Genomic DNA, 18,217 nt, shown 5'->3' with positions numbered 1-18,217 from the left:
TCTCCCATAATCCCCAACGGATACTGAACAGGCATCTCCCACCCAGCAAAATCAACCAACTTACCTCCCAACTCAACGTGTAAGTCGTAAAGGGGCGTGCGTTTCAATGCGGTCATTTTCTCAACCTTTCAATCAGCGGGACTGGTCACGAACAACCATGACGGTGCAATGCGCGTTACGCACGACACGGGCGAGGTTCGGGCCAATCTCGTAGTTCGGGAAATCGCCTTTGGTCGACGCCATGACGATCAGATCAAAGCCGTCCTTATAGGCCAGCTTCAGGATTTCGCGATAAACGCTGCCTTCTTCGACGTGAATTGCAATGTCAGAGGCATTGCCGTGATCCAGAATGGCCTGAACCGCATTGCGCACGTGGTCTTTCGCGCCTGCGCCATAGTTGGCGGGCAGGTTCGGCAGCTGGATGATCTCGGGGATGACGGCGACCGCATGCAGTTCAGCACCGTAGAATTTTGCCTGTTCCAATGCGGTCGGCAGGGCCAGTTTCCACGAGCGTTCGTCGGTGTGGTCAATTGGCAGCAGGATTTTCGTGGCCATCACGTCTCTCCTCGAGATATGGAATTCTGTTTCAAAGGCGGGGGACCGGGTTGGCCCCCCGTTTTTTCTAAAGGCCGGATTATTCGGCAGGTGAGCCGCCCGGCTCTTCGGACTTGCCGCCCGAGGCGAAGAACTCTTTCGTCAGTTTGAAGACGATCGGGCTCAGCAGGGCCAGAGCGATCAGGTTCGGGATGGCCATCATGGCGTTCAGCGTATCCGCCAGTAGCCAGATGAAGCCCAGATCCGCGGTTGCGCCGAAGTAGATCGCAACGATCCACAGCACGCGGTAGGGGAGCAGGGATTTGACGCCCAGCAGGAACTCCACACATTTCTCGCCGTAGAACGACCAGCCCAGGATGGTGGTGAAGGCAAAGATCGACAGCGCGATTGCGATCAGGTGACCGCCGCCCGGCAGTGAGTTTGCAAAGGCCAGCGAGGTCAGTGCCGCGCCCGATTCACCTGATGTCCACGCGCCCGAAGAGATGATCGCCAGACCGGTGATCGAGCAGACGATGATGGTGTCGATGAACGTACCCAGCATCGCGATAAGGCCCTGGTTGACCGGACCTTTGGTCTCGGCTGCCGCATGTGCGATCGGAGCTGAACCCAGACCGGCTTCGTTCGAGAAGACGCCACGCGCCACACCAAAGCGGATTGCGGCCCAGACGGCTGCGCCCGCGAAACCACCTTCGGCGGCGGACGGGGTGAAGGCATAGGTGAAGACCAGCGACAGGGCATTGCCAATCTCGCCGATGTTGATGATCAGAACCAGAAGACCAGCGACAATGTATGCGATCGCCATGGCCGGAACCAGTTTACCGGCAACCGCACCGATGCGGGTGATGCCACCCAGAATAACGGCTGCAGTCAGAACCATCAGAATAACGCCGGTGATCGAGGTGTTCACGCCGAAGTTCGATTCCAGAACCTGAGCAACACCGTTGGCCTGTACGCCGTTGCCGATGCCGAAGGCCGCGATTGCGCCAAACAGGGCAAATGCAACGCCCAGCCATGCCCATTTCGCGCCGAGGCCGTTCTTGATGTAATACATCGGGCCGCCGACGAAGTTGCCCAACTCGTCCTTTTCACGGTATTTCACCGCGCAGACGGCTTCGGCATATTTGGTGGCCATGCCCACCAGGGCGGTCATCCACATCCAGAACAAGGCGCCCGGACCGCCCAGGAAGACAGCAGTGGCCACACCGGCGATGTTACCCGTACCGATGGTCGCCGACAGCGAAGTCATCAGCGCGTTGAACGGGCTGATCTGCCCTTCGCCCTGACCTTCGCGGCCTTTGAACAACAGGCTGAAACCTGTGCCAATGCGCAGGATCGGCATGAATTTCAGGCCGACCTGCAGGAAGAAGCCGACGCCAAGAATGAGAACCAGCATCAGCGGCCCCCATACGACGCCATTTATGGCCCCTACGATTGAATTTAACGCTTCCATGGTATCCCTCCCATTTGCGTTAGGTTATGCCCCGGTCGCGAGAGCCCGCTGGCGGGCCTGCTTGAGGGCGGCAAAGTCTTCGTCCGCGTGGAACGAGGAACGGGTCAGCGGTGTGGCCGACACGTGCAAAAAGCCCTTGGAACGTGCGATTTGCTCCAGTTGGGCGAACTCCTCCGGTGTCCAGAAACGATCGATCGGGTGATGTTTCGGGGTTGGCTGCAGGTATTGGCCGACAGTCAGGAAATCGACCTGTGCCGCGCGCAGGTCGTCCATCACCTGACGGACATCGCTCAGGCTTTCGCCCAAACCAACCATCAGGCCGGACTTAGTGAAAATCTCGGGATTGGCGCGTTTTGCATCGTCCAGCAGCCGCAGGGACGTGTAATACCGCGCGCCGGGTCGCACGCTTGGATAGAGATGCGGAACGGTTTCCAGATTGTGATTGAACACATCCGGGGCGGCTTCGAAAACCACATCCGCAGCTTTACCTTTGCCCAGAAAGTCAGGGGTCAGAACCTCGACCGTAGTGCCGGGGTTCTGGTGCCGCACTGCACGGATCGTCTGGGCGATATGATCCGCCCCGCCATCGGCCAGATCATCGCGGTCGACCGAAGTGATGACCACATGGCGCAGGCCCAGCTTTTTCACCGCTGCAGCGACACGGCCCGGTTCGAAAACATCCAACTCGTCCGGACGGCCCGTCGCCACGTTGCAGAAGGAACAGCCCCGCGTGCAGACCTCGCCCATGATCATCATTGTAGCGTGGCGCTTGGACCAGCATTCACCGATGTTCGGGCATGCAGCCTCTTCGCAGACCGTCGCCAGATTGTGGTCGCGCATCAGGCGGCGGGTTTCGTAATACTCGGACCCTTCGACCTTTTTCTTTCTGATCCACTTCGGTTTGCGTGGGATGACACTGTCGGCCTTTTTGGCTTTTTCCGGGTGGCGGGGTCGAAGCTGGATGGTCATCTGGCTGTCCTTACTTAGGCGTGGATTGCGCGGCCCATGGCATCGAGGCAGGCTTCTTTGACCGCCTCGCCCATCGCCGGGTGCGCATGACAAGTTGCGGCGACCTCGGCGACAGTTGCGCCTTTGGTCATGGCCAGAACCAGTTCCGCAATCAGATCACCGCCATGGGCACCACAAATATGTGCCCCCAAAATCTGGCCATCTGTTCCCGCCAGCACTTTGACTGCGCCGTCGGTTTCACCGGTCGAACGCGCGCGCGAATTGGCCATAAATGCAAATTTGCCAACAGTATACTCGGTTCCGGCCTCTTTCAGAGTCTCTTCCGTCTGGCCGACCGAGGCGACCTCAGGGTCGGTATAAACAACGCCCGGTACGGTGTTGTAATCGACGTGCCCCGCGCCACCTGCCAGCATTTCGACACAGGCGACGCCGTCTTCTTCGGCTTTGTGCGCCAGCATCGGGCCGGGCACGCAATCGCCAATCGCATAGACGCCGGGAACGGATGTGCAGAACGTGTCGTCCACCTGGATAAATCCGCGCGGGTCCAGGGTTATCCCCAGATCTTCCAGCCCCAGCCCGCGCGTCACGGGCCGGCGGCCGACGGCGATCAGGACCTTGTCGGCCTCGATCACCTCTTCCTTGTCTTTGCCGACCCGATCCAGTGTGAGCGTCAAGCCTGCGTCGGTATTGGTTACCGATTTCAATGCTCGGCCCAGTTGGAACTTCAGCCCACGCTTGGATAGGGCACGCTGTGCGAGTTTGGCGATCTCGCCATCGATTCCGGGCAGAACACGGTCGAGATATTCAACGACCGTGACCTTGGCACCCAGCCGAGACCACACCTGCCCAAGCTCAAGCCCAATAACCCCAGCACCAACGACGACCAGATGCTCAGGTACCATGTCCAGCGCGATTGCGCCGGTCGAGCTGAGGATGTCCTGTTCGTCAATTTCGATTCCGTTCAGCGGCGTGGGTTCGGAACCGGTCGCGATCAGGATGTTCTTTGCCTCGTAGACTTCGTCACCGACCTTGACCTGCCCATTCGCAGGGATGCTGGCCCAGCCTTCGATCAGATCGACACCGTTCTTCTTGAACAAGAAGGCAATTCCCTTGGTCAGATCGCCAACGATCTTGTCCTTGCGCCCCATCATCGAGCTCACGTCGATGCTGGCCCCCTCGACGGCAATGCCATGGGAGGAGAGGTGTGCAAGCTCGGCATATTTGGCCGAGGAGGTCAGCAACGCTTTGGAGGGTATGCACCCCACATTCAGACAGGTTCCGCCAAGCGCGCCGCGTCCTTCGACGCAGGCCACTTTCATGCCCAGTTGGGCCGCGCGGATTGCAGCGACGTATCCGCCGGGGCCGCCGCCGATGACGATGAGGTCATAGATGCTCATGGGTGTTCTTTCAGTAGATCGGATGGCTGGCGCAGAGCGCGCGGACTTTTTCACGAGTTTCAGCTTCGACAGTCGGGTCGCCTTCAGGCGACTGGGCCAGAGCGTCCAGCACATCGCCGATCAGGTGACCGATCTGCTTAAACTCTTCCGGTCCGAACCCGCGGCTACAGCCCGCAGCCGTTCCCAGCCTGACACCGCTCGTCACGGTTGGCTTTTCCGGATCGCCCGGTACGCTGTTCTTGTTGCAGGTGAACCCGGCACGCTCCAGCGCGGCCTCGGCGTCTTTGCCGGTCACGCCCAGCGGGCGCAGGTCGACCAGCATCAGGTGGTTTTCAGTGCCACCAGAGACGATGTCACAACCGCGAGCCATCATTACGTTCGCCAGAGCGGATGCGCTGTCCACGACTCGCTGCATGTAGTCTTTGAATTCCGGCTTCAGCGCCTCACCAAATGCAACGGCCTTGCCGGCGATCACGTGCATCAGCGGGCCACCCTGAAGACCGGGGAACACAGCGGAGTTGATCTTTTTCGCCAGCGCCTCGTCATTGGTCAGGATGATCCCACCACGCGGACCGCGCAGTGTCTTGTGCGTGGTAGACGTGACCACATGCGCGTGGCCGACAGGCGAGGGGTGCAGGCCAGTTGCGACCAGACCGGCGATATGGGCCATGTCGGCCAGCAGCCATGCGCCAACTTCGTCTGCGATAGCGCGGAAACGGGCAAAGTCGATTTTTTGTGAATAGGCCGACGCGCCGGCGATGATCAATTGCGGCTTTTCGGCCTTTGCCAGCGCTTCAACCTGATCGTAGTCGATCAGCCCGGCGTCGGTCAGCCCGTACTGGACCGGGCGGAACCATTTGCCGGATTGAGCGGGTTTGGCACCGTGGGTCAGGTGGCCGCCTGCATCCAGCGACATGCCCAGGATCGTATCACCGGGGCTGAGCAGCGCCAGCTTGACCGCTCCGTTGGCCTGCGCGCCGGAATGCGGCTGAACGTTTGCGTATTCGCAACCAAACAGTTTTTTCAAACGATCAATGGCTTCGGACTCGACCTCATCCACGTATTCGCAGCCACCATAGTAGCGGCGACCGGGATAACCTTCGGCGTATTTGTTGGTCAGGACAGAGCCCTGCGCGTCGATCACAGCCTGCGACACGATGTTTTCGGACGCAATCAATTCGATCTGTTCGGCCTGGCGTTTGCCTTCGCGCGCAATTGACGCTGCGATAACCGGATCAGCTTCGGTAAGCGACGTTTTGAACATGATTTCCTCCTCCAGCACCGAATCCTCAGTACGAAATTTTGTTTCCTATAGTGGAAATCGTACAGTTGAAGCAACATATTTCTCACATTTGTGAAGTTGTTTGTGCCTGGGGAAATCTGTAACCTCTGATAAAACAGGGAGATTTATATGGGAGACGAAACCCGAGGCGATGTTTCCGGACTGGAAGAACAAGACGAAGGCGCTGCTCTGGGCCGTTCCATCCGCGATGCGCGCCGTGCAAAAGGCTGGACTTTGGAGGAAGCTGGGCGCGCTGCAGGAATCGGGCGGTCCACCCTTTCGAAGATCGAGAACAACCAGACGCGGCCCAGCTTCGATATCGTCCGTCGTCTGACACAGGCACTGGATATGAGTACGCCGCAGTTGTTCCTGCAGTCCGGTCAATCCGGGATTTCAGGCCGACGCGATTTTACCCCCAAAGGTGAGGGTGAGATCAAAAACACGCCGACCTATATGCACGAATTGCTGTGTTCGGAACTGACCAGCAAACGGATGCTGCCCTATATCGCGACGATCAAAGCCCGCGACCTGTCCGAATTCGAGACATGGATCCGACATACAGGCGAAGAGTTCATGTATGTGATCAGCGGCGAACTGATTTTCGTGTCAGAGCATTACCGGCCCTTGCCGATGAAGGCGGGTGACTCTCTCTATTATGACAGCGGCATGGGGCACGGCTGTATCTCGACCAGCGAAGAAGATGCGAAGGTGCTTTGGGTGTCGCTCGAGTGAATCCGGAGCGACACAAAAGATGAAAGCGGCCCTATAGAGGCCGCTTTTCTGTTTAAAGAAGTTTGAACCGAACTGGTTGCTCTGCGGGTTCAGGTATGTCCCAGAACCTTGCGGGCGACTCGGAAACACTCCAATGCTTGGGGAACGCCGCAATAAATTCCGACGACGTGGATGATGGCCCGGATTTCTTCGGGTGTAACACCGTTGTTGATCGCGCCTTTGCAGTGAATCTCCCATTCATGCATTTTCCCCAGAGCCCCGATCATGGACAGGTTCATCATCGATCGCGTTTTGGCGTCGATCACGTCATCGCCCCAGCCAAACCCCCAACACCAGGCGGTCATCGCCTCTTGGAACGGGCGGGTAAAATCATCTGCCGCCGCCAGGTTCTTTTCCACATATTCCGCGCCCAGCGTGTTCTTGCGCTGCTCAAGACCTTTCAGGAACAGGTCTTCGTCAAAAATGTCTGCCATGTTTTCTCTCCGGTGTATCAGCCCGTCAGCCGATTTTTGTACAGGTGGTCGTAGTGGGGTTTCATCCGGCGGTACACCTGTTTGACCCGATCCGGCGCGTCCGTGATCGAGATATGTTTGCGGGGCTGCGGAGCCAACCCCGTCGAATTGGCCAGGTTGGCGTGGAACGACCCGCCATCCCACCAGGAGTGGGCGGATGGATCGCCGCCGGGCTCCCATGTCAGGGCGTCTTCCAAAAACGGAATCCCGACCGCGTCGCAAAAACGCGCAGTCATAGCGTACGGGTTTTCCAGCAGGTCATCGCTGTCGACAACCGGCGGGGGCGTGCCATTCAGTGCGGTCAACAGATCGAATAGGGCGCGCTGTTCTGGAAAGCCGACCTCACCTTCGGCAAAGTCGGGCCATTGCTTGTACATCGAGGTGACAGTCTTTGCCGGATCGCGGATCAGGAAGGCGTGGTTGAAATGCGACAGAAACTCGGCGTCCCACATGTGATTGATGTAATGCGGGAAGTCCTTGATGAAGACCGGCCCTTTCTGCGCGCGGGCCTGAATGTCGGCCCAGACTGTGTCCAGTGTCAGGCCCGGCGTCGTCACATCGCCCGGTTTGAACCTGTGCCACAGCGGATCTTCACCCTGATACCAGGCCTCGCCAAAGGGTTCGTGCAGACAATCCAGATCTCCGCGCTGTCGCATCATCCATTCAAAAGCGGTGGACGTAGAGCGGGGCACCGCCCAGAGCGCGAGGATTTTGTTCATGTCGATGATCCTTTGAAGTGAGGTCTATAGCCGTCGGAGAAGTTCTCCGTGCGGTGTGTCAGGCGCGAGGTTCAGGGATTTAAAGATGCGCCAATACAGCGCGATGTCGTGGCCGATCACAGGTTTGCCCAGCGCGGTCTCAAGCGTATCCGCCAGATGCAGGGGGCGCTGCGGCAGGCCATTTGGCCCGGTGCGGAAATTGCACATGCCGTTGATCAGGATCGCATCGGCCTGCGGGGCCTGTTCGGCCACGTATTCGAAGCTTTTCATCGCGAGATCACCGTCAAACACCCAGCGGTAGGAATTGACCTCTTCCTGACTGTCGAACCATCCCTGTTCATGGAAATTTCCGGCGTAGAGCACGTCAAACCCGGCCTCGTTCAGAAACCCGACCGTACCTTGCCACCATTCGGGCCAGTGATAGGCGGCGTTCAGGGCAACCTTTTCGACATTCATCTCGCGCAAAGCTTCGACCATTGCGTATCCGGCCATGTGAAACTGTGTGCCGTATTTGTCCGACAGATCCGCGCAGTGCTGACGTACCCCTTCGACGCCAAGCCCGCAGGCGTGGACCCAGTTCGATCCGACCTGACCGCAGACGTCGACGCCGTTGCGGGACATGCAATGAACGAAATCCTCAAGCATGCCAAAGTTCTGTTTCCTCTGATCCAGCCCGTGCACGTAGTTCGGGACGTGCAGCATCCAGCCATGTACACCGACCGTTTCGGGGCACATTCGCAGAAAGTCTGACGGCGCCGCATCGAAATCAAAAGGCGGGCTGGTAAAGCCAACCTGATGCGGGAATAGCTTGTGTTCCGGGCGCCAATCCTCGGGCATCAGCATGGGTGTGCCACCTCGGTCATTAATCCACGGCCTCGCGCATCCATTGCTGCAAACGAGCAATCGAGTGTTCCGACATCACGCCGCAGCCGGGGTCCAGAACCAGCGGCCCGGGGCGATAGCCGCGGGATTTCAGGCCGCGGTGGACACTTTCGACCAGACGGATGTCTTCCTCGACCGTTGTTTCACGGTCCTGTACCGCCAGTTGCCGGATCACCGCGCTTTCCGAGCCGCCCTCAGTGTACCAGCCGCGCCAGACGGTGCAGTGGTCGGCGTCACCCGCGCGCCAGTGATAGGTGTTCAGCACATTGCCAGGGTAGCACTGGAACGAGAACATCGGCCACAGAAACCACGACTGATAGTCGCCCGCATGCGGAACCGACAGATCGATCGGATAGGTCATCTTGTCGAGGCTTTGGCACTCGGTCGTGTGGCGCAGGACGTAACCGCCGCCTGCGTCGGGTTGAATGTCATAGGTCTCGGGTTTGACCACGCCTTCGGCAAAGGTCGGGTGGTTGGTCGGGCAGTGATAGCACTCCGAGTAGTTCTCAACACTGACCTTCCAGTTGCAATTCTCAGGAATCTCGACCCATTCGAGCGGTTCCAGATCATCGATATGCGGGACGAAGGCACGGATTTCCTCGCGCACGCCGGGGTACCATTCATCCATCGGGGCGGCGTCATCGTCGAGGTTGACGAAGATGAAACCGTTGAAGACCTCGGTACGGACTGAGGTCAGACAGATCGCGTTGCGGTCGAAACCGGGGACGGATTTGATGTTGGGACCGGCGCGCAATTGACCGGACAGCTCGTAGGTCCAGGCATGGTAAGGGCAGACGACGACGCGCGTGTTGCCCGCGCCGGTCACCATTTCATGCGCGCGGTGCTGGCAGACGTTGTAGAAGGTGCGGATTTCGCCGTCGCGGCCGCGAATGCAAAAAAGATTCTGCCCGGCGATTTCAAAAGCGAAGTAATCCCCCGTTTCCCGGACCTGTGCGACATGGCCTGCAAACTGCCACGTTCGGGCCAGAAGGCCCTGCATCTCCTGCTCGAAAATTGCAGGGTCGGTATAGTATCGGGCATCCAATGAGTGGGTCAGGGGTGCGTTCATTCGGGCTCCTCCGCGTAGAGGCCAAGTTGGTGTCTGCGTTGGTGAAACCGTTCCACCCGCTCGACGATCTCATCGCTGGATACTGCGATCACGAAAGACAGCAGCGTTTCCAGCAACGCGATAGTCGAGACGGATGACGGAAAGAATTGCGGCGTGTCGGCGGCGACGACAAAGCCGTGATGCGCGTTCAGGATGATCGGGCTGGCCGGGCTGTCGGAAAGACCGATCACCGTCAGCCCCTGTTCGCGGGCCAGTTTCACGGCCTCGATCACTTCGGTGCGATATGGGTGGCAGGTGATCGCGATCAGTACGTCCTGTTCGTCAGCCCATGCCAGATCATCCACCGGGGTCGAGCCGGGCCGGGGGATCGCGTGGAACTGCTTCATCCCCGTTGAGGCGAGATAGGTGAAATTGCGCGCGTTTGCGTTGTTGACGCCAACTCCCAGCGTGAAAATCTGGCGGCAGTTCCAGATGTCTTCGGCGGCCGCCTTCAGGGTATCGGCATCGATCCCGGCAAAGGTTTCCTCGATATTTCGGATCGCGGCGCCGATCATATCGGCATAGAGGCCACCCAGTTCCCCCGACTTGCCAATATCCTGCAACCAACGGGCGCGGTCAGGAAACGACAAGCCCCCTTTCCGAATCGCATCGCGGAACGGGGCGCGGAAATCCTCGTATCCATCGAACCCCACCTGCCGCGCCATGCGCACGAAAGTGTTGGGTTTGACCTTGGCCGCTTCGGCGATCTCGCGCACCGTCGAAACCCCAACATCCGTTGGGTTTTCCAGAACGTAACGCGCCGCTTTTTGCGCCTCGGGTGTGAGGGCATCCCACTCCTGACTCAGGCGGTCGAGGACAGCAGATGATACATTTGTGTCATTCATGATTGACGATGGTACATTTGTGGAATTAGCCTGTCGAGCAGAAACGCGACTCGGGAAGAGGAAAAATCATGTCCGAGAAGAATCTGCCGTCACATGCCCGCGTGGTCATCGTGGGCGGAGGTGTCATGGGGGTCGGTCTGGCCTATCATCTGGCGCATGAAGGGTGGGGCGACGATACCGTCCTGCTGGAAAAGGCTGAGCTGACCAGCGGCAGCACCTGGCACGCGGCGGGCCAGATCACGCATTCGACGTCCAGTTTTGGATTGGGCAAATGTGTGGACTACAACATCGGTCTGTACTCTGGTCAGTTGGAGGCTGAAACCGGCCAGCCCGTCACATGGCATGGCTGTGGTTCGTTCCGTCTGGCCTATACCGAGGATGAGATGGACTGGCTGCGTCACACCTTGTCGGTGGGCCGGTCGCTGGGCTTTAATATCGAACTCGTCGGCCCTGAGAAGGTGGCCGAGCTGCACCCGTACTACAATCTCGAAGGTGTTCTGGGTGCGTTGCACACTCCGGATGACGGGCATGTCGATCCGACCAACGTGACCATGGCGATGGCTGCAGGCGCGCGTCAAAAAGGTGTCAACATCTTCCGCAATTGCCGCGCCACCAACATCACGCAGGCCGACAACGGCGAGTGGGTGGTCGAAACCGAGATGGGCACCATCACCTGCGAGCATGTGGTGAACGCTGGCGGCACCTATGCGCGTCAGATGGGCGAATGGTCCGGGCTGCAATTGCCGATGACCTCGATGACGCACCATTATTTTGTGACCGAGCCGGTGCCCGAGTTTCAGAATCTGGACAAGGAACTGCCGGTTATCCGCGATGACCGCAAGGTCTCGGGCTACATACGGATGGAGCAGCAGCGCGGGCTGATCGGGATTTACGAGAAGGAGAACCCGAACTCGGTCTGGCATGATCACTGCCCCTGGGAATACGAGAACTGGCTGTTCGATGCGGATTACGACCGGGTGATGCCGTGGCTTGAGGAAAGCCTGAACCGGATGCCGATCTTTGCGGAACTCGGCATTCAGCGCGACGTACATGGGGCGATTTCGCATCCACCAGATGGCAACCCTCTGATCGGTCCCGCGCCGGGCGTTCGCAACTATTGGTGCTGCTGCGGGACGCAGATCGGCATCGGTTGGGGGCCGGGTCTGACCCGCGAGCTGGCACGTTGGATGGTGCATGGCGCAGCGGATATCTCGATGCGCGAGTTCGATCCCCGCCGTTTCGGCAGCTATGCCACCAAGGACTGGCAGGTGATCAAGGCCGAGGAAGACTACTGCCTGCGCCACGAGATCCCGTTCCCGCATTTCAACCGTTTGGAAGGGCGTCCGATCAAACCGTCCCCACTGTACGAGCTGCTCAAATCCAAGGGTGCGGTGCATGAAGAGGTTTATGGCTTCGAACGTCCGCGATGGTTTGCGCGGGACGGAGTAGAGCAGCGCGATCACTATTCCTTCCGCCGTACCCCTGCTGACGACATGGTCGCGGCTGAGGTCAAAGCAGTGCGTGAGAGCGTCGGCATCATGGACGTTACCGCCTTCACTAAGGTCGAGGTTTCGGGACCGGACGCCTATACCCTGCTGGATCGTTTGACCGCCAACCGGATGCCGCAGAAGGTCGGCTCGATCACCCTGACCCACATGCTGAACCGCCGTGGCCGGATCGAGTTGGAGACAACGATTGTCCGCATGGCTGAGGATCGGTTCTATCTGGTCTGCGCGGCCTTCTTCGAACAGCGCCTGCTGGATCATCTGGCGCATCAGCGCGCGGATGAGGATGTTCAGATCACGGCCCTGTCGGCGGATTGGTCAGCCCTTACGCTGAACGGCCCCCGCTCGCGGGATGTACTGGCGCGTTGCACCGATGCCGATCTGACCAATGCCGGGTTCCGCTGGCTGTCCGCGCAGGAAATCACCATCGCGGGCCACAACGTCTGGGCCTTCCGCATGTCCTATGCCGGTGAGTTGGGCTGGGAACTGCACATGCCCAACGCCGCCTGCCTCGATGTCTACAACGCGCTTTGGGCAGCGGGTGAGCCGCACGGCATCACCGACTACGGCAGCTTTGCCATGAACGTGATGCGCATGGAGAAGGGTTTCAAAGGCGCGGGCGAGTTGACCAACGAGGTTACCTTGGCCGAAGCCGACGTGCTGCGTTTTGCCCGTACCGACAAGGAGTTTCTGGGCAAGGACAAGACCCTGAACACTGATCTGCCATGGGTGTGTGCTTACCTCGAGATCGAGCCGGATGGTGAGATTGACGGGCATGGTGGCGAAGCTGTCATGTTAAACGGGAAGGTCGTGGGCTCGACCGCCTCGGTGGCTTATGGCCCTACAGTCGGCAAGATCCTCGCCTTTGCCTACATCAAACCCGAGGCGGCCACTGCCGGGACCGAGTTGCAAGTTGTAATTCACGGCAAACCGCGCGCAGCCCGCGTTCTGGGCGAACCAGCCTATGATCCCGAGAGCCTGCTGCCACGTACTGACGCCATTCTGGAGACTGCATAATGAGCTTGCCCGACAAAATGAAAGCCATGGTCACGATGGGCCATGGCGGACTGGAACAGATGGTATTGCACGAGGACTGGCCGCGCCCCGAACCCGCCGCCGGAGAGGTGCTGATCAAGGTTGCGGCTTGCGGCCTGAACAACACGGACGTGAATACGCGATCGGGCTGGTATTCCAAGACCGTCACCGACGCGACCACCGGCGCAGCGTTCGAAGAGGTTGGCGAAGAGGACCCCACTTGGGGCGGCAACCCAATCACTTTCCCTCGCATTCAGGGAGCCGATATCTGCGGTCACATCGTGGCCGTAGGCGAAGGTGTCGATCCAAGGATGATCGGCGAGCGTGTTATCACCGATGGGTGGCTGCGTAACCCGGCGGACCCGGGCAACAAGGATAAGACGGGTTATTTCGGCTCGGAGAGAGACGGCGGGTTCGCCGAATATGCTACGACTCTGGCGGTTAATGCCGTTCCGATCCAGTCCGACCTGTCGGACGCCGAACTTGCCACGTTCTCGTGCTCCTATTCGACGGCCGAGGGCATGTTGACCCGCGCCAACGTAACCGACGCCGACACTGTTCTGGTGCCCGGATCGTCGGGAGGGGTCGGTGGCGCATTGGTGCAACTGGCCAAACGCCGGGGCGCTCGCGTGATCGCGATGGCGTCTGAGGCAAAGCATGCGGATGTGGCCGAACTTGGCCCTGATGTGATCCTACCGCGTGCGCCGGAAAACCTGCGGGCAGCGCTAGGCGACGAGAAGATCACGGTCGTTGCTGATGTTGTGGGTGGGCCTTACTGGCCGAACCTGATCGACATTCTGGAACGTGGTGGCCGGTATACATGTTCGGGTGCGATCGCCGGACCGATTGTCGAGTTCGACCTGCGAACGTTCTATCTACGCGACCTGACCTTCACCGGCTCGACCGTGATTGATCCGCAAGTCATGCGGAACCTTGTGAAATACATCGAGGCCGGAGAGATTAGGCCTGCGCTTGCCGCCACCTTTCCCCTGGAGGAACTGCGTGAGGCTCAGGCCGCGTTCATTGCCAAACAACACACCGGCAACATCGTGGTGACCCCATGACACTGGACGACGTTCTTGAGGCTGCCCGGCGGCTGCACCAATCGCACCCAGAGCTTTCCGCCTTTGGCGATTGGCCTGACGACCTTGTGGCGGCGGATCTGGGCCCAAACCAGATTCCGGCGATGGAGCTGGTTCAGCAAACGGAATTCCCGACCGAGGGTGAGACGCAGTCCTTGACCGATGCGATCAGGGCAACTGCGCATCTGGCTCAATGGAAGCATACCTATACCGAGGAAGAGGTCGGAGCCGATTTTCTCAATCGTTATGGTTACTACGAGTTGTTCGGCCCGACCGGGCATTTCCACTCTACCCAATTGCGCGGCTATGTCGCCTATTGGGGGGCGGGCCTGCATTATGATTGGCACAGCCATCAGGCAGAGGAGCTTTACCTAATCGTAGGCGGCGGAGCGACGTTTCGGGTGGAAGGGAACGAAGCCTATGTCGGCCCGAACCAGACACGCCATCACGAAAGTTGGCAAAGCCATGCGATGACCACAACCGATCAGCCGATCCTGACCTTCGTTCTCTGGCGTGGTGAGGGAATGGGCGATTTGCCAAAAATGGACGCCGCATGAAAATCACTCGTATCCGTGTCTATCAGACTGGGCTTCCATATGTAGGCGGGGCCTATGTCTGGGGTGCGGGTAACGCGATTGAAACGGCGATTGCATCTGTTGTCGTCATCGACACGGATGCCGGTCTACAGGGTTGCGGTGAATTCACGCCTTGTGGCGAAAACTACATGGTTGCCCATTCACAAGGGGTCGCGGCGCTGGCCAGATTGGTCGCGCCTAAGTTGCTGGGCGAAGACCCACGGCAGGCGGGGCGGATCGAACAACTGATGGACCAACTGGTGCAGGGTCACGGATATGCCAAAGCTCCGTTCGATGCGGCGTGCTGGGACATTCTGGGCAAGGCCTGTGATCAGCCGGTCTGGATGCTGCTGGGTGGCAAGCTGACGGATGGCGCGCCGATGTACCGGGTCGCGCCGCAGAAAGCGGTGGATGAGACGGTGGCCGAAATGGACCGATACCGCGCGCAGGGGTATCGGCAGTTTCAGGTGAAAGTCGGGGGTGACTGGGCCACCGACATTGACCGCATTCGTACAACCGTCCCGCTGCTAAATCCGGGTGAGAAGGCGATGGCCGATGCCAATCAGGGCTGGCGCGTCGACAACGCGATCCGGGTGGCGCGGGCAACGCGGGATCTGGATTACATCCTGGAACAGCCCTGCCGGACCTATGAGGAATGCCAGCAGGTGCGCCGCGTCGCCGAGCAACCGATGAAGCTGGATGAATGCCTGACCGGAATGCATATGGCGCAGCGCATCGTTGCGGATCGAGGGGCCGAAATCTGCTGTCTCAAGATTTCGAATCTTGGCGGGCTCAGCAAGGCGCGGCGGGTGCGGGATTATCTCGTCGAAAACCGCATTCCGGTGGTCAGCGAAGACACATGGGGTGGGGAAATCACAACCTCGGCTGTCGCCCATTTTGCGGCCTCGACGCCGCCCGAATACCTGCAAAACACCACCGACTTGATGAACTACAACACCCGATCTACCGGAATCGGCGGACCAATGTCGCGGAATGGCAAGCTCTATGCCCCGGATGCTCCAGGAATGGGCGTAGTGCCCGATTTCGAAAGCCTCGGTGCGCCGATTGAGGAGTTCAGCCTGTGAGACCGCAAGCCGTTGCAACCCAGATGATCGATGACGCCCGCGTTCGGGTGACGCGATTTGACTTTGCGCCCGATGCTGAAACGGGATGGCACCGTCACGTGATGGATTACGTCATCACGGCAATCACCGATTGTCATATGCAGCTGGAATTGCCCGACGGCTCTGTCAAAGACGTAACAGTTCCAGCGGGAACCGCCTATCGCCGTGACGAGGGTGTCGAGCACAACGTGATCAATGCCGGGGACGAACCGATGTCCTTTGTTGAAGTGGAACTGAAATGAAAATTACCCGAATCTCAGTCTATCATGTCGATCTGCCGCTCGAGCATCCGTATTGGTTGTCTGGTGGCCGGTTGAAGTTCGAAGTGCTCGACGCAACGCTGGTCAAGGTCGAAACGGATAGCGGCCTGACCGGCTGGGGCGAAGGTACTCCGTGGGGGCATACCTATGTGCCCGCGCATGGCCCGGGTATTCGCGCCGGGATTCAGACGATGGCTCCGTTCATTCTGGGCCTTGATCCGCGTCGGGTGCTGGATGTCGAACGTGCGATGGATATCGCTCTGCCCGGCCACCTCTACGCCAAAAGCCCCATCGACATGGCCTGCTGGGATATTGCAGGGCAAGCGGCGGGAATGCCGATTGCCGATCTGATGGGCGGCGGGTCGCGGACTCCGCGCCCGATCGCCTCGTCGGTCGGGGCCAAAAGCGTCGAGGAAACGCGCGAAGTGATGGAGCGGTATCGCAGCCGCGGCTATGTCGCCCATTCGGTGAAGATCGGCGGCGATGTGGAACGAGATATCGCCCGCGTACGTGACGTCGAAAGCATCCGGCGACCGGGTGAGATTGTCCTCTATGACGTCAACCGTGGCTGGACCCGGCAACAGGCCCTGCGCGTTATGAGCGCCTGTGAAGACCTGAACGTCACATTCGAGCAACCCGGCGAGTCGCTGGATGACATCGCCGCCATTTCCGGCCGACATGCCTCGCCTGTATCTGTCGACGAGAGCCTTGTGACACTGCAGGACGCTGCGCGTATTGCCCGCGACGGGTTGGCCGAAGTCTTCGGGATCAAGCTGAACCGCGTTGGCGGGCTGACCAAAGCAGCCCGAATGCGGGATATCGCGCTGGCGCATGGTATCGACATGTTCGTGATGGCCACAGGCGGATCGGTTCTGGCCGATACCGAGGCGCTGCATCTGGCGGCGACGATCCCAGACGACAATTGTCACGCGGTCTGGGCGTGTCAGGACATGATCACTGTCGATATCGCGGGCGGGCGAGGTCCGCGCAATGTCGACGGCCACTTGCATCTGCCGGAAACGCCGGGGCTTGGCGTGCATCCTGACGAGGATGCGCTGGGCGATCCGGTTGGGGTCTACCAATGAGGATCAACAAAATTACGCTCTGGTCGGTCGACCTGACCAGTCACGAGACCTATCACATGGCCGAAGGTAAGACCTGCGCGACGGTCAAAAGCCACATTCTGTGCCTCGAAACCGATACTGGTCTGAGGGGCTGGGGCGAGGTCTGCCCGATCCCGCATTACCTGCCCGCCTACGCCGGTGGCGTTCCGGCAGCTATTGCCGAAATGGGGCCGGAAATCCTTGGCATGGCGCCCTTTGGTGTCGATGCACCGATGCGCAAGTTGGACGGGTTTTTGCTTGGGCACCGCTATGCCAAGTCCATGGTGGATATCGCCCTTTGGGACCTGTTCGGGCAGGCCTCGGGTCAGCCGGTTTATGCGCTGCTGGGCGGGCGGACGCGGAAGGATATGCCGCTCTATCACTCGATCACTTGTATCGCACCGGACGACATGGCGCGGATCGCAAAGACGGCCTATCAGACCGGCATTCGTCAGTTTCAGGTCAAGCTGGGGGTTGAAGGCAACTGGCAGGCCGATGCGGAACGGCTGACCAAGGTACGCGAGGCTGTGGGACCGGGGCCGCTGGTTTATGGCGACTGGAATTGCGGTGCCTCGCGGTTGCAGGCAACGAGAACGGGCAGGGCGGTGGCGCATCTGGATGTGATGCTGGAACAGCCCTGCAAAACGCTTGAGGACTGTGCCGCCGTGCGGCAGGCAACCGGCCTGCCGATGAAGATCGATGAAAACGCGCATGATCTGGCCTCGCTGCTAAGGGCGCATGAACTGGGCTGCATGGATGCCGTCGCCCTGAAACTGTCGAAGTTCGGCGGCTTGTCAGCCATGCGCCGCGCGCGGGATCTGACCGTGCATCTGGGCGCTGAGATTTGTGCCGAATGCACCTGGGGTTCGGACATCGTCACAGCCGCATCGTTGCACTTTGCGGCCTCGACCCCGCACGGGTCGTTGATGAACACCTGTGACCTGTCCTCTTATGTATCCCCACGCGTCTGCCCGGATGCACCAAACCGTGACAACGGCCGGATTGCCCCGCCCGAAGGTCCGGGGTTAGGTGTTGTGCCAGACCCCGGAGTGCTTGGCCTGCCAATATTGGAGATCGTTTGA

The 18,217-nt window shown here is 59.6% G+C and carries 18 protein-coding genes and 1 pseudogene; 8 read left to right on the top strand and 11 right to left on the bottom strand.

Annotated features, from left to right (window positions below; genetic code table 11):
- The 6 genes and pseudogenes from gcvT to glyA form a co-directional block, all read right to left on the bottom strand.
- Positions 1-116 (bottom strand): annotated as a pseudogene (gcvT, locus tag ACR0AA_RS09995) (glycine cleavage system aminomethyltransferase GcvT); the annotation flags it as partial.
- A gap of 16 nt (positions 117-132) precedes the next feature.
- Entirely contained in the window at positions 133-555 is a 423-nt protein-coding gene (locus ACR0AA_RS09990; protein WP_480755930.1) for a universal stress protein, read from the bottom strand.
- Positions 556-634: 79 nt separating this feature from the next.
- Positions 635-2,005, bottom strand: a complete 1,371-nt coding sequence (locus tag ACR0AA_RS09985; protein ID WP_480664390.1) for an alanine/glycine:cation symporter family protein — start codon at positions 2,003-2,005, stop codon at positions 635-637.
- Positions 2,006-2,029: 24 nt separating this feature from the next.
- Positions 2,030-2,974, bottom strand: coding sequence for a lipoyl synthase (gene lipA, locus ACR0AA_RS09980; protein WP_480755929.1), 945 nt, complete (start codon positions 2,972-2,974; stop codon positions 2,030-2,032).
- A 14-nt stretch (positions 2,975-2,988) separates the two neighbouring features.
- Entirely contained in the window at positions 2,989-4,371 is a 1,383-nt protein-coding gene (gene lpdA / locus ACR0AA_RS09975) for a dihydrolipoyl dehydrogenase (RefSeq protein ID WP_480664386.1), read from the bottom strand.
- Positions 4,372-4,381: 10 nt separating this feature from the next.
- On the bottom strand, positions 4,382-5,635 hold the full coding sequence (gene glyA / locus ACR0AA_RS09970; RefSeq protein ID WP_480664384.1) for a serine hydroxymethyltransferase: 1,254 nt from the start codon (positions 5,633-5,635) through the stop codon (positions 4,382-4,384).
- A gap of 147 nt (positions 5,636-5,782) precedes the next feature.
- Here glyA and ACR0AA_RS09965 point away from each other — a divergent pair, with 147 nt between their 5' ends.
- Positions 5,783-6,385, top strand: a complete 603-nt coding sequence (locus ACR0AA_RS09965; RefSeq protein WP_480664382.1) for a helix-turn-helix domain-containing protein — start codon at positions 5,783-5,785, stop codon at positions 6,383-6,385.
- Between the two features lie 89 nt (positions 6,386-6,474).
- On the opposite strand, the gene ACR0AA_RS09960 is transcribed toward ACR0AA_RS09965, so the two are convergent.
- Genes ACR0AA_RS09960 through ACR0AA_RS09940 form a run of 5 tightly spaced genes read right to left on the bottom strand, consistent with a single transcriptional unit; the run spans position 6,475 to position 10,451 of the window.
- Complete coding sequence (locus tag ACR0AA_RS09960) at positions 6,475-6,858, bottom strand: carboxymuconolactone decarboxylase family protein (protein WP_480664380.1); 384 nt, start codon at positions 6,856-6,858, stop codon at positions 6,475-6,477.
- Between the two features lie 17 nt (positions 6,859-6,875).
- Positions 6,876-7,616: a sulfotransferase-like domain-containing protein gene (locus tag ACR0AA_RS09955; protein ID WP_480755928.1), complete on the bottom strand. Its 741-nt coding sequence runs from the start codon at positions 7,614-7,616 to the stop codon at positions 6,876-6,878.
- A 24-nt stretch (positions 7,617-7,640) separates the two neighbouring features.
- Positions 7,641-8,459, bottom strand: a complete 819-nt coding sequence (locus ACR0AA_RS09950) for a hypothetical protein (RefSeq protein WP_480755927.1) — start codon at positions 8,457-8,459, stop codon at positions 7,641-7,643.
- Between the two features lie 19 nt (positions 8,460-8,478).
- A complete protein-coding gene (locus ACR0AA_RS09945) occupies positions 8,479-9,567 on the bottom strand; it encodes an aromatic ring-hydroxylating oxygenase subunit alpha (RefSeq protein ID WP_480664374.1) in 1,089 nt (362 codons plus the stop codon).
- A complete protein-coding gene (locus ACR0AA_RS09940) occupies positions 9,564-10,451 on the bottom strand; it encodes a MurR/RpiR family transcriptional regulator (protein ID WP_480755926.1) in 888 nt (295 codons plus the stop codon). Before ACR0AA_RS09940 ends, ACR0AA_RS09945 begins: the two co-directional genes overlap by 4 nt.
- 68 nt (positions 10,452-10,519) lie before the next feature.
- Here ACR0AA_RS09940 and ACR0AA_RS09935 point away from each other — a divergent pair, with 68 nt between their 5' ends.
- Genes ACR0AA_RS09935 through ACR0AA_RS09905 form a run of 7 tightly spaced genes read left to right on the top strand, consistent with a single transcriptional unit; the run spans position 10,520 to position 18,217 of the window.
- Positions 10,520-12,973 (top strand): FAD-dependent oxidoreductase, encoded by a 2,454-nt coding sequence (locus ACR0AA_RS09935; protein WP_480664370.1) that lies wholly within the window; start codon positions 10,520-10,522, stop codon positions 12,971-12,973.
- Positions 12,973-14,055: an alcohol dehydrogenase family protein gene (locus ACR0AA_RS09930; RefSeq protein WP_480664368.1), complete on the top strand. Its 1,083-nt coding sequence runs from the start codon at positions 12,973-12,975 to the stop codon at positions 14,053-14,055. Before ACR0AA_RS09935 ends, ACR0AA_RS09930 begins: the two co-directional genes overlap by 1 nt.
- Positions 14,052-14,630: a dimethylsulfonioproprionate lyase family protein gene (locus ACR0AA_RS09925; RefSeq protein ID WP_480664366.1), complete on the top strand. Its 579-nt coding sequence runs from the start codon at positions 14,052-14,054 to the stop codon at positions 14,628-14,630. Before ACR0AA_RS09930 ends, ACR0AA_RS09925 begins: the two co-directional genes overlap by 4 nt.
- Positions 14,627-15,733: a mandelate racemase/muconate lactonizing enzyme family protein gene (locus tag ACR0AA_RS09920; protein WP_480664364.1), complete on the top strand. Its 1,107-nt coding sequence runs from the start codon at positions 14,627-14,629 to the stop codon at positions 15,731-15,733. Before ACR0AA_RS09925 ends, ACR0AA_RS09920 begins: the two co-directional genes overlap by 4 nt.
- A 23-nt stretch (positions 15,734-15,756) precedes the next feature.
- A complete protein-coding gene (locus ACR0AA_RS09915; RefSeq protein WP_480664397.1) occupies positions 15,757-16,014 on the top strand; it encodes a cupin domain-containing protein in 258 nt (85 codons plus the stop codon).
- Complete coding sequence (locus tag ACR0AA_RS09910) at positions 16,011-17,117, top strand: mandelate racemase/muconate lactonizing enzyme family protein (RefSeq protein WP_480664362.1); 1,107 nt, start codon at positions 16,011-16,013, stop codon at positions 17,115-17,117. Before ACR0AA_RS09915 ends, ACR0AA_RS09910 begins: the two co-directional genes overlap by 4 nt.
- A complete protein-coding gene (locus ACR0AA_RS09905; RefSeq protein ID WP_480664360.1) occupies positions 17,114-18,217 on the top strand; it encodes a mandelate racemase/muconate lactonizing enzyme family protein in 1,104 nt (367 codons plus the stop codon). The genes ACR0AA_RS09910 and ACR0AA_RS09905 overlap by 4 nt, the downstream gene beginning before the upstream one ends.

It is taken from the genome of Ruegeria sp. CE8 (genome assembly GCF_056537465.1).
The sequence above is the reverse complement of the archived record's forward strand: the minus strand, read 5'-3'. Positions and strand labels throughout refer to the sequence as shown.

What these genes read in the sequence shown, in the direction of transcription:
- ACR0AA_RS09920 (WP_480664364.1), top strand. Translation starts at nt 14,627, where the DNA reads ATGAAAATCACTCGTATCCGTGTCTATCAGACTGGGCTTCCATATGTA.
- ACR0AA_RS09915 (WP_480664397.1), top strand. Translation starts at nt 15,757, where the DNA reads ATGATCGATGACGCCCGCGTTCGGGTGACGCGATTTGACTTTGCGCCC.
- ACR0AA_RS09940 (WP_480755926.1), bottom strand. Translation starts at nt 10,451, where the DNA reads ATGAATGACACAAATGTATCATCTGCTGTCCTCGACCGCCTGAGTCAG.
- ACR0AA_RS09910 (WP_480664362.1), top strand. Translation starts at nt 16,011, where the DNA reads ATGAAAATTACCCGAATCTCAGTCTATCATGTCGATCTGCCGCTCGAG.
- ACR0AA_RS09935 (WP_480664370.1), top strand. Translation starts at nt 10,520, where the DNA reads ATGTCCGAGAAGAATCTGCCGTCACATGCCCGCGTGGTCATCGTGGGC.
- ACR0AA_RS09905 (WP_480664360.1), top strand. Translation starts at nt 17,114, where the DNA reads ATGAGGATCAACAAAATTACGCTCTGGTCGGTCGACCTGACCAGTCAC.
- ACR0AA_RS09960 (WP_480664380.1), bottom strand. Translation starts at nt 6,858, where the DNA reads ATGGCAGACATTTTTGACGAAGACCTGTTCCTGAAAGGTCTTGAGCAG.
- ACR0AA_RS09945 (WP_480664374.1), bottom strand. Translation starts at nt 9,567, where the DNA reads ATGAACGCACCCCTGACCCACTCATTGGATGCCCGATACTATACCGAC.
- ACR0AA_RS09950 (WP_480755927.1), bottom strand. Translation starts at nt 8,459, where the DNA reads ATGCTGATGCCCGAGGATTGGCGCCCGGAACACAAGCTATTCCCGCAT.
- ACR0AA_RS09965 (WP_480664382.1), top strand. Translation starts at nt 5,783, where the DNA reads ATGGGAGACGAAACCCGAGGCGATGTTTCCGGACTGGAAGAACAAGAC.
- lipA (WP_480755929.1), bottom strand. Translation starts at nt 2,974, where the DNA reads ATGACCATCCAGCTTCGACCCCGCCACCCGGAAAAAGCCAAAAAGGCC.
- ACR0AA_RS09955 (WP_480755928.1), bottom strand. Translation starts at nt 7,616, where the DNA reads ATGAACAAAATCCTCGCGCTCTGGGCGGTGCCCCGCTCTACGTCCACC.
- ACR0AA_RS09930 (WP_480664368.1), top strand. Translation starts at nt 12,973, where the DNA reads ATGAGCTTGCCCGACAAAATGAAAGCCATGGTCACGATGGGCCATGGC.
- lpdA (WP_480664386.1), bottom strand. Translation starts at nt 4,371, where the DNA reads ATGAGCATCTATGACCTCATCGTCATCGGCGGCGGCCCCGGCGGATAC.
- ACR0AA_RS09990 (WP_480755930.1), bottom strand. Translation starts at nt 555, where the DNA reads ATGGCCACGAAAATCCTGCTGCCAATTGACCACACCGACGAACGCTCG.
- glyA (WP_480664384.1), bottom strand. Translation starts at nt 5,635, where the DNA reads ATGTTCAAAACGTCGCTTACCGAAGCTGATCCGGTTATCGCAGCGTCA.
- ACR0AA_RS09925 (WP_480664366.1), top strand. Translation starts at nt 14,052, where the DNA reads ATGACACTGGACGACGTTCTTGAGGCTGCCCGGCGGCTGCACCAATCG.
- ACR0AA_RS09985 (WP_480664390.1), bottom strand. Translation starts at nt 2,005, where the DNA reads ATGGAAGCGTTAAATTCAATCGTAGGGGCCATAAATGGCGTCGTATGG.